Source organism: Cryobacterium shii, from assembly GCF_004402595.1.
GTDB lineage: Bacteria > Actinomycetota > Actinomycetes > Actinomycetales > Microbacteriaceae > Cryobacterium > Cryobacterium shii.
The window spans coordinates 32108-44684 of record NZ_SOFY01000056.1 but is presented as its reverse complement, the minus strand read 5'-3'; the positions used below and the strand labels follow the sequence as shown (position 1 = coordinate 44684).

Genomic DNA, 12577 nt, shown 5'->3' with positions numbered 1-12577 from the left:
TCGTTATTTGGAGAGCCACGACGGGTCGGAAAAGAGCGCTTGCAATTCTTGAACAAGGCGAGCCGTATGGAAACCGTCAGCCGCCGCATGGTGCACCTGAATGGCGACAGGCATCACGGTTCGCCCCCCAGTCTCCCGGTACCGACCCAGGGTGAATATAGGCAAGAGATGCTTCCAGCCGTCGCGTATCTGCAAACTGAACCCAGTGAATGACGTCCACGGGATGCTCGATATGTCAAACACATTTGCGGGCATATCCGGCTGCGGCTGAAACGACGTGGCATTACGGTATCTAGCCAAGACGTCGACCGCCTGCTGGTGGAAGGTCGAGAAGTCAGCGTGGAAGGGAGACCAGACGTTGGCAAACGTCTCTCGCTCGGGGTTGAAAACGGTGAACGCAGGGTGCACAACATCCCAGGTCGCCGGGACCTTCTCGCCAGTGAGGGTCATCCGAAACTCGACGTGACGATTCACTACTGAGGCAATGGCCCAGATCTGCGCGATATAACTTTTCCACGGAACGACGCGGAGCGCCGCCACCATCTCCGTGACGTCGAGTTCCACCGTGATGGCGTAAGTGCACTCGACGCGCGTGAGGTAGTGCTCGAAGTGCTCCCGCCGAGGCCACTTGTCCAGATCGATCGCGCGCGCTTCTGTCATGCCCACGAGCCTAAGGCTGGCCCCCCTCCCCATCGGTCAGCCCAGTGAACGTTCGACCTACGGGTAGGTCCTGAGCTGGAGTGGGAGGATCGAACGGTGCGACGTCTTTCCAGTCTCGAGGACCACTTCCGGATCACCGAGATCGAGCGAGCTGCTGGCGAAATGTTCCGCAACATCAACATGGCGATAATCGCCGATGATCAACCGATCAGCAGGCAGGATTTCCAGCACTTCGTCACGAACCATGGAGCGTTTGTATGGCTGGTCGACGATGTGATCGTCGCCTACGTGCTCCTCGAGCAGGTTGACGGAGCTGCCCATATTGAGCAGGTCACGGTCCACCCGGAGCACGCGCGTCAGGGCATCGGAGCGCAACTGATTGCCGTGGCTGACTCGTGGGCACGGGAACGCGAACTCCCCGCCGTGACGCTGACCACATTCCGAGACGTTCCGTGGAACGCGCCATACTACGAGCGCCTCGGCTTCCGTGCTTTCTTGCCACGTGAATGGGGCCCGGCGATGAGCGCTCGAATGAATTCAGAAGCTGCGCGAGGGCTCGAAGCCTGGCCGCGCGTGGCGCTGATCCGAACCGTGAGCAAACTCAGCGCACCAGAAGCCAACGTTCACGAGTAATCGCCCGCACGGCGTCGGGCTGCCGGTTTGAGGGCTATCGGTTTGTTTGGCCGAGCGCCTCAATCAATTGGAACCGCTCCAGCACGACGAGCGTGTCGTCATCGACTGTGAAGGTTGGGCTGTTGAGGAAGGCCCGCATCTCCGTGCTGTGCCAGAAGGCTTCGTGACCGCGGCGCCAGGCGGCTACGGAGTCGAATCCTTCGCCCTCGTCGCGGACATGCTCGAGGCCGACGTCAGCAAGCCGGACAATCTCGACCGCAACCGTCTGGATGATCGCTACCGCGGCCTCGTTGGAATCCACGACCGTCTGCTTGTTCCCGATGGTCGGCAACTGTTCGTCCTCAATCGAGTACTCCACGAGGGTCGAACTTGTGGAGGTCTTCGTGCCGGCCAGGATTGCGGCGATCAGCCGCTCCCGAAGTGGGCCCGCGAAACCGAACTCAGCAATCTGGAATTCGCCGTGGTTAGTCATGAGGTGATTTTAGGTGCCGAGGCTCGCGACTCTGTGCCGTAGGGCGTTCCCAAGCGCCTCTCCCCCAAGACTTCGGAACCACGGCAAATTCGCGCCGAATCTGCCGTCTGTAGACATCCAGCTAATCGGTCACGGGCGATTCTTGATGCCACCCTATCTATTTGAGTTTCAGCCGCGGTTTGAACTTAGGTTCTCGGACTGGGGCAGGCATCTTCGCCAAGCGAAAAGCGGAATTCAGATACAGGAACGCCAGCACTGCCGCGAGAACGACGCTGATTGTCGTGTCGAGGATTGTCATGCGCCCCAGTGACTCTACTGACCGGCCGACCCCGAGAGTCGCGGTAACGACGAGGAACAATGTTGACGCCAGAAACAGCACGAAGATGATGCCGAGCACGCGGCTGAGCAGCGGCCTGGCCGTCATCTTCCACCAAGGCCGCCGGGGAGCGACCGGCTCCCCACGGCCACGGAACAACCTCGCACCGACGATGACGCTTCCCAGAGTGATCGCCGTACTTAGCAAGCTGCCGACCAACGCGGGTGCGTTCAGTGCAGTGAGGAGGCCTGGGGCTAGGAATCCGATTAGCCATGCTCCGACGACGTACAGGAGCTTGAAGTACCAACTGGTGATGCGGATATCAAGAACTCGCTGCATTGCATCCCCCGCTACCCGAGTGTCGTCGGTCAAGACTACGGGACGCCTTCTCACCGGGTTTGAGATGACATACCTGGTTGACGGTGAGGATGAAGCCCTCCATCGGCTGCGAGTCGGTCGTTGCGGAGCTTGTCCGCACGGCCATGCGCTTGTGAGGGGCTCTCTTTCTTGTGAGCTTGGGCAGCACCAGACCTGCCCGCATCGGGTTCACTTCTGAAACAGAAGGCGCAACGCCCGCCGTCCGCGCTGTGGCGCAGGAATTCGTCTCGTTAGGGGAGGATCGTTGTGGTCTTCAAACGGTTTCCAATGAACTCCAGTGTCGATCCGCGAACATGAACGCAAGGGGATCACCTTTGCCCAGAGCTGGGGCGCGGTCGAACGCCGGCTAGATCAGGCCGCCGAAATCCGAGAGAAGGCCGCAGCCGGGATCTCGAAGGCGGCTCTGGCTCGAAAATATGGCATCACCGCGAAACGGTCTACGCCTCTCCGCGTCAGTTCAAGGCAGCCACACCCTATCCTGCGTGTGGGCCTTCCGATATCTTCAGGAACATGAGGGTACAACGGGTGCTGATAGCAGTCGCCACGGCACTGATGCTGTCTGGGTGCGGTGGAGCCTCACCGACTTCCGAAGTCTCACTTGCCGACGCGTGTTCCCAGTACAAAGATGCGGCGGCGGTATATCCCAACGGAGACGTCGAGTTTACGAGCAAGTACTTTCTGTCCGTGGAGAAAGGCCTCGATCGCTACATTGCCGTCGCAAACCGAGTCACAACAGGTCTCAAGAGTGTGGACGCCCTGGCTGCTTCGCAATTCGCTGAGCTCAGAACGAGGGCTGAATCAGCCAAGATTGTTGCCCGACGCCTTGTGGGCGGGGACCTTGATGTTAGTGACTCAGATATCGAAGCCGTAGATGCCATGCGGGAGGCGATGGCTCGCCTCAATGAACTCTGTGGGTCTGGAAAAGGCTGATTGCAATCTCTGTTGACCTTGGTCACTGGTGGTTCCAGAGGTACGGGGTGCATTACTGACTCAGGATGCGTTGGAAGAGCAAATGGTCCTGCCATGTTCCGGCAATTTTGAGATACTTCTCGGCAATACCGATGGGCGCGAATCCAGCCTTGCTCAGTACCTTCTGGGATCCAAGGTTGTGCAGCAGCGTGCCTGCTTCGATCCGGTGCAGACCGAGATCCTCAAGGCAGTGCTGGACAACGCTTCGCAGGGCCGCGGAGGCGAGGCCCTGTCCGGTGTGTTCCTTGTCGACCCAGTACCCGATGCTCGCGCTCTGGAAGGGCCCACGAACAATTCCGGAGAGCGTGACTCGGCCTATGACAGTCGCACCGTTCACGATGACAAGCGGGTAGCCGGCTCCGGCTTCCAGCTGTCCAATCTGGCCCGTCAGGATCCGAGTCTGTTCGGTGGTGGTGAAGAAGGAATCCGCACGGGCCGGATCCCATGGAGCAAGATGTTCGCGGTTTCGCTTATAGGCATCGAGAACTGGTCCAATGTCTCGCTCGGTGAGCAGTCGAAGAGTGGCATCGTCTGAAAGCTCAACGGAGTAGGACATCCATCGATGCTAACCGTCAGCACCTCCCCGCTGACCACTCCCCCGAGCTGCGCCACCTGCGCGTCATCGCCCGTACGGGGTTCCTCGCCTGGCATGGCAAGAAGCGCCGGTTCTCGCCCATTTTGATTCCGTTCCGCGATTGCTCTGCCCCTCAGGACATCAATTGAAATCTGTGTCGTGGGGATAAAGTGGGGGCCACCGATGATCGCCTGGTTTCACGCCCAGGTGTGAACGGTCGACGGCGTGGGAGGCAACCGATGGGCACCTTCCTCAGTAAATTTCTCTCCGATTCCGCGGAGCTCCCGGAGCTAGCCGATCGTGTTCGTTCGTCCGGGCCGGTGCCGCTCTCGTCGCCATTGCCTGTCGGGGATCTTGCCGCGGACAGCATCGCGGCGACCAAGCTCATGGCCTCGCTGCTGTACCTTGTCCGCACGGGAGTGCGGGATCCGAAGGCGAGCGATGTTCCGCAGGTGAGCATTGCGCCGCAACTTGTTGCCGGGGCCTACCGGAGCGACCAACTATTCCGGTGGAACGGGAACCCTGCGCCGGCGTGGGCTCCCCTGTCCGGATTCTTTGCCTCGAGCGACGGCTGGGTTCGCACTCACGCCAACTACCCCCACCACGAAGCGGCTTTGCGCTCATTGCTGAGATTGGACGGTTCCGCCACCGCCGAGACTGTCGCTCACGCGATTTTGCGCCGCAGCGCCCATGATTTGGAGGATGACGCCGCAGAGTCGAATGCGGTCATCAGCGCGGTTCGCAGCCCGAGCAGTTGGAGAGGACATCCTCAGGCCCAAACCCTGGAAGCAGATCCCTTCATCAGCTTGAAGCAGCAGGCAGGAGACTTCGGCCTCCATAGCCTGGGGTCGGCCGACAGTCACGCGCCGCTGGAGGGGGTTCGGGTGCTCGATTTGACCCGGGTCATAGCCGGGCCGGTGGCCACTCGCAGTCTCGCGTTCTTCGGGGCAGATGTCCTGCGCATCGACAGCCCTGGCATGCCGGAACTCCCCTGGCAGTACCTCGATACCGGGCAAGGGAAGCGTTCCGCGCTCCTTGACCTCCGCCGCAAACGGGATCGAGACTGTCTCGAACAGCTACTGACGGATGCCGACGTTATTGTCACGGGCTACAGGCCGAACAGCCTCGACCGGTTCGGCCTCTCGCCGGTCGAACTCCACAACCGTCATCCGGGGCTCGTTATCGGCCGGGTGAGCGCGTGGGGGCAAAGCGGACCTTGGGCCGAGCGTCGTGGATTCGACAGTATCGTCCAAGCGGCTAGCGGCATCGCCCAGATCCACGCTGACGGCACCGGCAGACCAGGTGCTTTGCCAGCCCAAGCTCTGGATCACTCCGCCGGTTACCTACTTGCCGCCGGGATCATGTCAGCACTTCGACATCGGCACCTCGACGGGCGCGGGTGGACCGTGGACATTTCACTGGCCCGGGTCGCTCAGGAGCTACTCGCCCGGCCTCATTCCCCGCCGACCGAAGCCGGCCGATACGAGATCCAAACCGTGAACGCGGAAACGCCGGAAGGAACCGTCACCTGTGCCGCACCCGCGATCAGCATCAACGGCGGCACGAAAGGCTATAGGTGGATCGGCCGCCCATGGGGAGCAGACCAGCCGGAATGGGCCGAGCCACGATCCGCCAGCGGCGAGCGATAAGCCCCAGCGGAAGATGCGCCATCGGCAGGTGCAGCATGGCGAAAGTCGCCCGCTGAGGGTTCCTTTTGCGTCGCTGTGCGCCTATCGCGGCGGATAGCGCCGCTGTGCAAGCATTCCGTATGAAGATCACCATGCGGCAGGCCACCTCCGCCGATCACTCCTGGCTTTTCGATCTCCACGAGAGCGCGCATCGCGCCCTCGTCGAACAGGCTTACGGGCCCTGGGATCATGAACAACAGATCGGATTCTTTGCGTCGCTGGTCAGCGAACACGACATCCAGATCCTAGAAGCCGACGGCAGGAGCGTTGGCGCTGTGTATCTCGGCACCAGGGATCAAGACACTTGGCTGGAACTGATCGAGGTGGCTCCCGCCGCGCAAAACCTGGGCGTCGGATCAGCGGCGCTTGGACTTGTCGCTGATCAGGCGGCGAGCCAAGGGCAGGGTACTTTGCTGCAGGTCCACCGGGTGAACCGAGACGCGAAGCGACTCTATGAGCGCGAAGGATTCAGCCCTTCGGAGAGACAGCAACACACTTTCTCCTGCGCCGCCCGTAGCGCTCGAAGGCTCCGGCTCACGGGCGGTCAGTGGGTGCCTGAGGTCCGATCGGGTGCCGATAGACGTCAGCTGATCCCCAGTCGCTCGAAGACCAGCGTGGCCTGGATGCGGTCGCCGCCCCCGAGGCCCTTACTGCCTGAGGCTGACGTCGTGATGGTGTGCAGTCGATAGCCGAGGGCGGCTTGCGCGTTGATGGACTGTTCTAGCTCGGTGAGGTTGCCAGATCCGGTACCGAATAGTTTCTCCTTCAGCACCACCTGCAACACGACGTAGCTCTGCCCGTTTTGCGCTGGGCGTGGTCGACCTATCGCGACGGACTCCGACTTGATGTGGTCGATGAGCGCGGCGGGACTGTTCACCGGCGCCTCCTCTTGCCAGACATTCGTCCACTGCTCGCCGTCCCACCGTCGCTGGTGACCCGAACCGTCGTCGTACCAACCTGCTGCTGCGTTCGTCACCATTGCCTCGTTTCAGTCCGTCAGGTCGCGACGCGCCTGGACGTGCGCTACAACGTATCAGCCGGTATCGCTGGCGGCACCGATTGTCTCAGGCGTCGAGACCTAACCCATCCGCACCGGCTGAAGCAGCACGGACGGTTCTGCCGTGTAGGTGAAAGTCTCGATCTTGTCCCCCCAGCCGCGCGGAGTCGCAGCCGGAGCGGATGTCGCGGATCTCCTTCGTCGCTGAAACTTCGGTGAGCGCGCTACTGTCGCGTAATGGAGCAATTAGCCCGAATCCCCGACGAGGTTCTTCATTCGAAGTGGCGAGAGATAGCCCCGCTCATCGATGTTCTGGCCACCCGGATTGGAGAATCGGAGCCTTTCCCGGTCGCCACTGGCAGTGCCTTCACAGGTGACGATCGAGGAGCGGCTCCATATTCGGTGACGTACGTCGCCAACGCGTGCCTTTCCTCCGCGATTGACCACCTTCATGCTTTGAAGGCCCTTGTTTGGGACGCCCGGCTGCTACACACGTCAGCGCCGGCCACACTTGCGCGCAGCGCAATTGAGAACGCGGTAACGGGGTTGTGGGTGATCTCGCCCGCTAGTCGTAATGAACGCATCAGTCGGAGTTTGCGCTGGTATGCACAGGATGCCCGCGATCAACACCGGGCTACAGCACATTTCAGCGCCGGAGACCTCGCCGGGAAACTTGAACGTCTGGGCGGCATCGCTGAAGGCAGGGGTATCTCGGCGAGCTCGGCGATCAGCAACTTCACGATCACGTCCGTCTTCAAAGAGCTGAAGGAAGCTGGCCGCGAGGCGGCTGAGTTTGAGTGGCGTCTTGCGTCTGGCTTCGCTCACGGCCGGTCGTGGGCGAGCATGGGAGTTCTGGAGCGTGAAGAGCTTCCGTCGGGCGACGACGACAACGTCGTCTTGCGACTGACGAATTCCGACCAGATGGCGTTGTATTTCGTTCTCAAGGCACTGCACTCGATTGAACAACTGCTCCAGCGACGCGAATTCCTTGCCGGCCTTCGGACCCACGACGCCTCTGTCGGCTGAAGGCCAGGATCCCCTGGTGGTCCGCAACGATGGATTCCCCGTCGGCTGTGGCACTACGAGCGAATCGGTTCGATCAGTCGCGGGTCCTCGCTGTAAAGGGTGCGGACGTTGTTCACCACCCGGGCCACCGGATACGCCGTCACGGTCTTGGCGACCGCAACGGAGCTGCGGTCCAACATTGAGAGCGCCTCTTCCTTGTCGCTGATCTTCTCCGGGCTCAGCCACTGCTCCCACGCGTCCGGGGTCAAGAACACGGGCATGCGGTCGTGGATCTCACCGGACGCGTCTCGAGCTGCGCGCGTGATGATCGTGAAGGAGATCTTCCACACGTCATCGTCCTGACGAGCCGCGTAGAGGCCGGCCGCAGCCAGCACATCGCCATCTCCGTGGAGGAAGTAGGGCTGCTTGCCGTCTTCCATCTGCTTCCACTCGTAGTAGCCGGCCATAGGCACCAGGCACCGTTGGCTTGCGAACGCGCTGCGGAACATGCCGTTACTGGCCACCGATTCCAGGCGAGCGTTGATGGGTGCCGGGCCACCCGGCTTCGCCCAACCTGGCTTCAATCCCCACGACGCCAGGTCCAGATCCCGCTGCACTGTTTCGTCATGGATCCATTCGCGCACGATGGGTGCCGGGTCCGTGGGGGCGACACTGTACGAGGGCTTCCAGTCGGCGGCGTTGGCGCCGGTGGCGTCAAAGAGGCTCAGCAACTCGTCTGTCGTATTGGGGACCACGTATCTGCCGCACATGCAGTTGAAACTAGCTCTCCACCGACCTGGTCAGCAACGGGATCGTCCCGTCATCTTCTGAACACCATCAGGGAGAGGGTCGTCAGGCGAGGCGAACGATGCGGCACTCGGGGCAGCACCAGTACGGGCCTTCATCGGTGCCCTCGATCACCATGGGCACCAAGCATCGTTCGCAGTTCGGCACACCCAGGTCGTCGTCCATGTCGGACACACTACGCGTGCCCCTTGCTTGGCCTCGAGATGCGCCAGCAGGGCGCGGCACCTGGCCGAAGCCGCTTCCGCTGCCATCGTGACGGGCCATTTCGTGATTCGTTTTCCGTATTTCGTTTACGTATTGCGTTCTTTTCGATACGTTATAGACATGAGCATCCCCGAAGCCACCGACGTGCGCACCTGCAGTTTCCCCGGCTGCGACGAGCCCGTGGACGCCGCACCTAGCGTTGGTCGGCCTCCCGGCTATTGCACCGACCCCGCTCACAACCGGGCCGCCGCATGGCGAGCACGCCGCGCTGAAGCCGGTCGGGTCGAGCGCACGGTCGAGGACGAGAAGTTCCCCATCGATGCCGCCCGTCAGCGCGCCAGCTTGCGGACGGCCCAGGTCACTGACCTGGTCGAGCACCTGCAGCAGCAGCTCGTACTCCTCGTCGACGACCTGCAGACGATCGCGGACCCCGACGCCGCCGCGGTGCAGATCGAGGCCGTGACTGCTGGCGCAGCCGAGCAGGTCGCGTCCGCGGTCGCCCGCGCCAACCGGGCCGAGACCGCTATGCGTGAGGCCGAAGTCGATCGCGCCGAGGCCGATGCGGCCGCTGAGGAGTCCGCCGCCCAGGTCGACGACCTCAGCGCCGCCCTCGAGGCGCTCGAGCAACGCGCTGCCACCCTGGAGAAGGATCTGGTCAAGGCGAGTGAGGACGCAGTGCGGGCCTCCGCAGAGATCGCCGCCCTGACCGAGCGGGTAGCCGCGCTGAGCGACGAGAACACAGCCACGACCGCGCAGCTCCTCGAGGCCCAGGAGACCCTCACAACGACCGCAGCGGCCAAGGACGAGGCCCTGGCGACCGCGCGGGACGCTGCCGTACGGGCGGACGCCGCCGCGGCGCGCGCCGAACGCGCCGAGGCAGAGGCTGTGAGCACCCGCGGCCAGCTTGACCAGGTCCGGACCGAACGCGAAAGCGCGCGGGCCGAAGCGCTCGTGCTCACCGGGCGCCTGGCAACGGTCTGCACCGAACGTGACGGCGCCGTAGCCGAGGCTGCGAGGGAGCGTTCCTACGTCGAGCAGCGCGTCACCGACGTGCGCGCCGCCTACGAGCAGCAAATCGCCCTGCTGCGTGCCGAGCTGGAACAGTTGCGCACTGGAAAGCGCTGAAGACGCACCAGCGCGGGAGCACGAGCGCCACGCACGGAACGACCACAGATCACCGAGCCATTCTCCCCTGCAGCCGCTCGACGGAACCCTCTGGTGTACAGCCTGGTCACGGAGCGCACCCGTATCGGGCTTTCGTGGCCAGCCGGAAGTTCTCCCTCAAGTCAGGCTCGTTGAGCGCTGCCGAACTCAGCTGCCTCGTGCTCTTCGGGCTCTTGGTCCCTACTGAGCATCTCGAAGATAGGGCTACGGTCGGACTTCGGGATCGAACCGAGCTCCATCAGTCCGCAAATTAACGTGCCTCCAGATTGCATGCTGATCGCGTCCAGATTCAAGTCGTACCCCATCTGGCCGCGCGAACCTGTTGATCGCGCGTTCTTCAGGAGTGATTTCGGCGGATTGATCAACTCTTGTAAGGCCTTGGCTACGGTCCAAGTTGGCCAGTCGGAAGACTTCGGGATGGGACGAGCCGGCATTGGATAGCTTTCGCCATCATCGAAGATGCCGAGGATCCTCAATTCAAGCCACGAGAGGTCGTCCGCTCGCCGCAATGCCGCATGCGCCGACGGGGCGTCGATGTGTTCGGCGAATGAGACGTTGGCAATGAGGTTACCCAGATAGGGCACTTTCCGTTCCTCGTACGCATCCATGGCGGCGAGCATTACCCCTTCCACAAATTCAGCTCCGTTGGAGTCCGTCCCGTCAAAGAAGCCGTCATCGCGAAGGGTGTGGCCCTCGAGTTGTTTGACAGTGATCGCCGATGCGGCTGAAAGGAATACCGCCCCGACACGAAGCTCTTGGCGAGGAGACAACGTCCTGTCTGCAATGTCAGCACCTACTTGTGACAAGACCGTGCCGCTCACCGCGCCCAGTATCGCGCCGGTGGGGCCCGCAAAGGTTAAACCCAAGGCTGCCCCGAAGACTGACCCCGGAACCTGTGCGGCCATTCGGACCAAGCGGGTGGCACCGCTGTCGCGGCTCACGTTACTTCTGCATCAATTGCCATGGAAGCCAGCTTGCCACCTGCACCCGGCTCAGTGAACGACCTCGATTACCGAGATTGCCCAGATGTTGAACCGTCAAAATCCTGATCGCGCGGAGGACACGAAACAGATTTGGATCACTTGCATCAGCAGAACTGGGTGATGAGCAAGGCCAATCCAGAATGCGCATCAAAGATTGAATCGCTGATGCACTGCAGCGGGTGAAACGCTCGCAGTCTCCTTCCGTTATTGGTATACGTTGCAGCAGGACTGCTGAGCCACTTCGCTACGCTGGGCGCCATGACAGAGAAACCGAGCATCGCGCAGATCATCTCGGGCATCCGGTTCTCCGAGGAGAGTCAGCCCCTCGAGTACCTGATCGACTCTGGCCTGCTCTACTGGATCAACCGAGAGGCATTCCACCTGCACGGCTTCGCCCTCGTGCTGGATTCCGATGAAGCTGGCCAGGTCACAGGGTTCCGCATGGTGGGGCAGGGCCGTGAACCGATGAGCTACGCTCACGAGGCGGTCGCAGCGAAGGAGCGGTATGTCAACGAGGTACTGACGCCTCAGTATCCACCACGCGGCCATATCCGATGACCTCGAGCCGGCGATCACGTCGTCATCGGCCATTCCCGGGCACTGGGTCCCGGCCTAAGTAATTTCGCATTCGCCTGCGCTGAGCACGGCACATACCCGGCGTCCTGGCTCCGTTCGAGGGCGAGCGTTAGTGGGGGACTACGAGCCATGACTGACTATTCCCCGGGACAGACGCCCACGTTCTGGGACCCCAACCCCAGTGCGATGACATACAGATTCGGGCTGGGATGCACGACTCATGCTTCGCTGACCGATCCCCCGCTCGTCGCCATCGGGATGAACCCCACTTATGCGGACGAGCACGCTTCGGACAAGACTGGCAAGCGGATCAGCCAAGCTGAGCGTTGATCAAGTCTATTCGGGGTGGATCATGCTCAACTTGTATCCGGAGCGAGCGACGTCGACGAGAGATCTGTCGCTCTTCGACCACGCACTTTCGGCAGCGAACTGCGCTGCGATCGAACGGGTCGTCGTCGCCAACGGAGACTGGCAGGAGATGAGAGAGGCGATGTCCTAGCTAGGCGAAGCGCTGATTCCCAAACATAAACATCCCGAGATGTGGCCAACACCGACGGACGAAGATTTCCCCCGCTGACGCAGCTTTCGCCTCCGCTGCATCGCGATCACTGACCATGGCAGGGGTCGCGGCGATCCGTGTAAGCGCACACACTGCGCTAAGGAGTCCTCGTTAGGACATTCGCTTCGTTCTCGTTATAGAACACGGCGTGCCGACTGATTATCTGGACGCTGGAGCGAAAACTAGCCTCCATGATGAAGACAACCCAAGAATGCCCAAACGATCCCACCCACGCGCTCAGACGTTTCGATGCGTTCTCGGCGCATGGGTACATCTGCGACGAGTGCGGAGAAGTCATCAATGTTCTGCCGGATGCATAACCCGGGAGGTCGTCAGCCGCGAGCGAGCACCGTGGTCCGACTGGCCAAACCTGGAAGCCGACCTTGAGATCACCTGGCGCCATAATGGGGTCATGGAAGAAGAGACACGGATCGCGCTGAAGAACTACGACTTCGTCTTGCGGTCAAAGGGCGTCGACGACGTCTTGATCGACTGGGAGACGGAGACTCTCGTTTACGGCGATGGCGGCGCCTCATTCGAGAGTTCATTGCTTATGCCAGGGTTCACGCCAGCGACCAGGGAAGGCTAGTTG

15 protein-coding genes are annotated in these 12577 nt (G+C 61.7%); 8 read left to right on the top strand and 7 right to left on the bottom strand.

Annotated features, from left to right (window positions below; genetic code table 11):
• Positions 1–3: 3 nt before the first annotated feature.
• Positions 4–660, bottom strand: a complete 657-nt coding sequence (locus E3O49_RS10305) for a CatA-like O-acetyltransferase (protein ID WP_134343392.1) — start codon at positions 658–660, stop codon at positions 4–6.
• 96 nt (positions 661–756) lie between these two features.
• Here E3O49_RS10305 and E3O49_RS10300 point away from each other — a divergent pair, with 96 nt between their 5' ends.
• The gene (locus E3O49_RS10300; RefSeq protein WP_134343391.1) at positions 757–1293 is read left to right on the top strand and encodes a GNAT family N-acetyltransferase; all 537 of its coding nucleotides are present in this window, start codon (positions 757–759) and stop codon (positions 1291–1293) included.
• Between the two features lie 34 nt (positions 1294–1327).
• Here the strand turns inward: E3O49_RS10300 and E3O49_RS10295 are convergent, their stop codons facing one another.
• Both E3O49_RS10295 and E3O49_RS10290 read right to left on the bottom strand, forming a co-directional pair.
• The gene (locus E3O49_RS10295; protein ID WP_134451481.1) at positions 1328–1765 is read right to left on the bottom strand and encodes an ASCH domain-containing protein; all 438 of its coding nucleotides are present in this window, start codon (positions 1763–1765) and stop codon (positions 1328–1330) included.
• Between the two features lie 157 nt (positions 1766–1922).
• On the bottom strand, positions 1923–2453 hold the full coding sequence (locus E3O49_RS10290; protein ID WP_134451479.1) for a hypothetical protein: 531 nt from the start codon (positions 2451–2453) through the stop codon (positions 1923–1925).
• Positions 2454–2984: 531 nt separating this feature from the next.
• Between E3O49_RS10290 and E3O49_RS10285 the strand changes: the two genes are divergently transcribed.
• Positions 2985–3389 carry a hypothetical protein gene (locus E3O49_RS10285; RefSeq protein WP_134451477.1) on the top strand — a complete coding sequence of 135 codons (405 nt, stop codon included), beginning with the start codon at positions 2985–2987 and terminating at the stop codon, positions 3387–3389.
• A 52-nt stretch (positions 3390–3441) separates the two neighbouring features.
• On the opposite strand, the gene E3O49_RS10280 is transcribed toward E3O49_RS10285, so the two are convergent.
• Positions 3442–3984: a GNAT family N-acetyltransferase gene (locus E3O49_RS10280; RefSeq protein WP_134451475.1), complete on the bottom strand. Its 543-nt coding sequence runs from the start codon at positions 3982–3984 to the stop codon at positions 3442–3444.
• 257 nt (positions 3985–4241) lie between these two features.
• Here E3O49_RS10280 and E3O49_RS10275 point away from each other — a divergent pair, with 257 nt between their 5' ends.
• On the top strand, positions 4242–5651 hold the full coding sequence (locus E3O49_RS10275; RefSeq protein ID WP_134451473.1) for a CoA transferase: 1410 nt from the start codon (positions 4242–4244) through the stop codon (positions 5649–5651).
• 119 nt (positions 5652–5770) lie between these two features.
• Positions 5771–6379 carry a GNAT family N-acetyltransferase gene (locus E3O49_RS19030; RefSeq protein ID WP_134451471.1) on the top strand — a complete coding sequence of 203 codons (609 nt, stop codon included), beginning with the start codon at positions 5771–5773 and terminating at the stop codon, positions 6377–6379.
• Here E3O49_RS19030 and E3O49_RS10265 read toward each other — a convergent pair.
• Positions 6274–6567, bottom strand: coding sequence for a DUF4177 domain-containing protein (locus E3O49_RS10265; protein WP_244285290.1), 294 nt, complete (start codon positions 6565–6567; stop codon positions 6274–6276). The genes E3O49_RS19030 and E3O49_RS10265 overlap by 106 nt on opposite strands.
• A 357-nt stretch (positions 6568–6924) precedes the next feature.
• Here E3O49_RS10265 and E3O49_RS10260 point away from each other — a divergent pair, with 357 nt between their 5' ends.
• Entirely contained in the window at positions 6925–7713 is a 789-nt protein-coding gene (locus E3O49_RS10260; protein WP_134451469.1) for a hypothetical protein, read from the top strand.
• Positions 7714–7766: 53 nt separating this feature from the next.
• Here the strand turns inward: E3O49_RS10260 and E3O49_RS10255 are convergent, their stop codons facing one another.
• Complete coding sequence (locus E3O49_RS10255) at positions 7767–8462, bottom strand: SOS response-associated peptidase (protein ID WP_134451467.1); 696 nt, start codon at positions 8460–8462, stop codon at positions 7767–7769.
• Between the two features lie 361 nt (positions 8463–8823).
• Between E3O49_RS10255 and E3O49_RS10250 the strand changes: the two genes are divergently transcribed.
• Positions 8824–9828, top strand: coding sequence for a coiled-coil domain-containing protein (locus E3O49_RS10250; RefSeq protein WP_134451465.1), 1005 nt, complete (start codon positions 8824–8826; stop codon positions 9826–9828).
• A gap of 161 nt (positions 9829–9989) precedes the next feature.
• Here the strand turns inward: E3O49_RS10250 and E3O49_RS10245 are convergent, their stop codons facing one another.
• The gene (locus E3O49_RS10245; RefSeq protein WP_134451463.1) at positions 9990–10808 is read right to left on the bottom strand and encodes a hypothetical protein; all 819 of its coding nucleotides are present in this window, start codon (positions 10806–10808) and stop codon (positions 9990–9992) included.
• 300 nt (positions 10809–11108) lie between these two features.
• On the opposite strand from E3O49_RS10245, the gene E3O49_RS10240 reads away from it, so the two are divergent.
• Together E3O49_RS10240 and E3O49_RS16695 are read left to right on the top strand one after the other, a co-directional pair.
• Positions 11109–11408, top strand: coding sequence for a hypothetical protein (locus tag E3O49_RS10240; protein ID WP_134451461.1), 300 nt, complete (start codon positions 11109–11111; stop codon positions 11406–11408).
• A gap of 989 nt (positions 11409–12397) precedes the next feature.
• Positions 12398–12574 (top strand): hypothetical protein, encoded by a 177-nt coding sequence (locus tag E3O49_RS16695; protein ID WP_174235699.1) that lies wholly within the window; start codon positions 12398–12400, stop codon positions 12572–12574.
• Positions 12575–12577 lie beyond the last annotated feature (3 nt).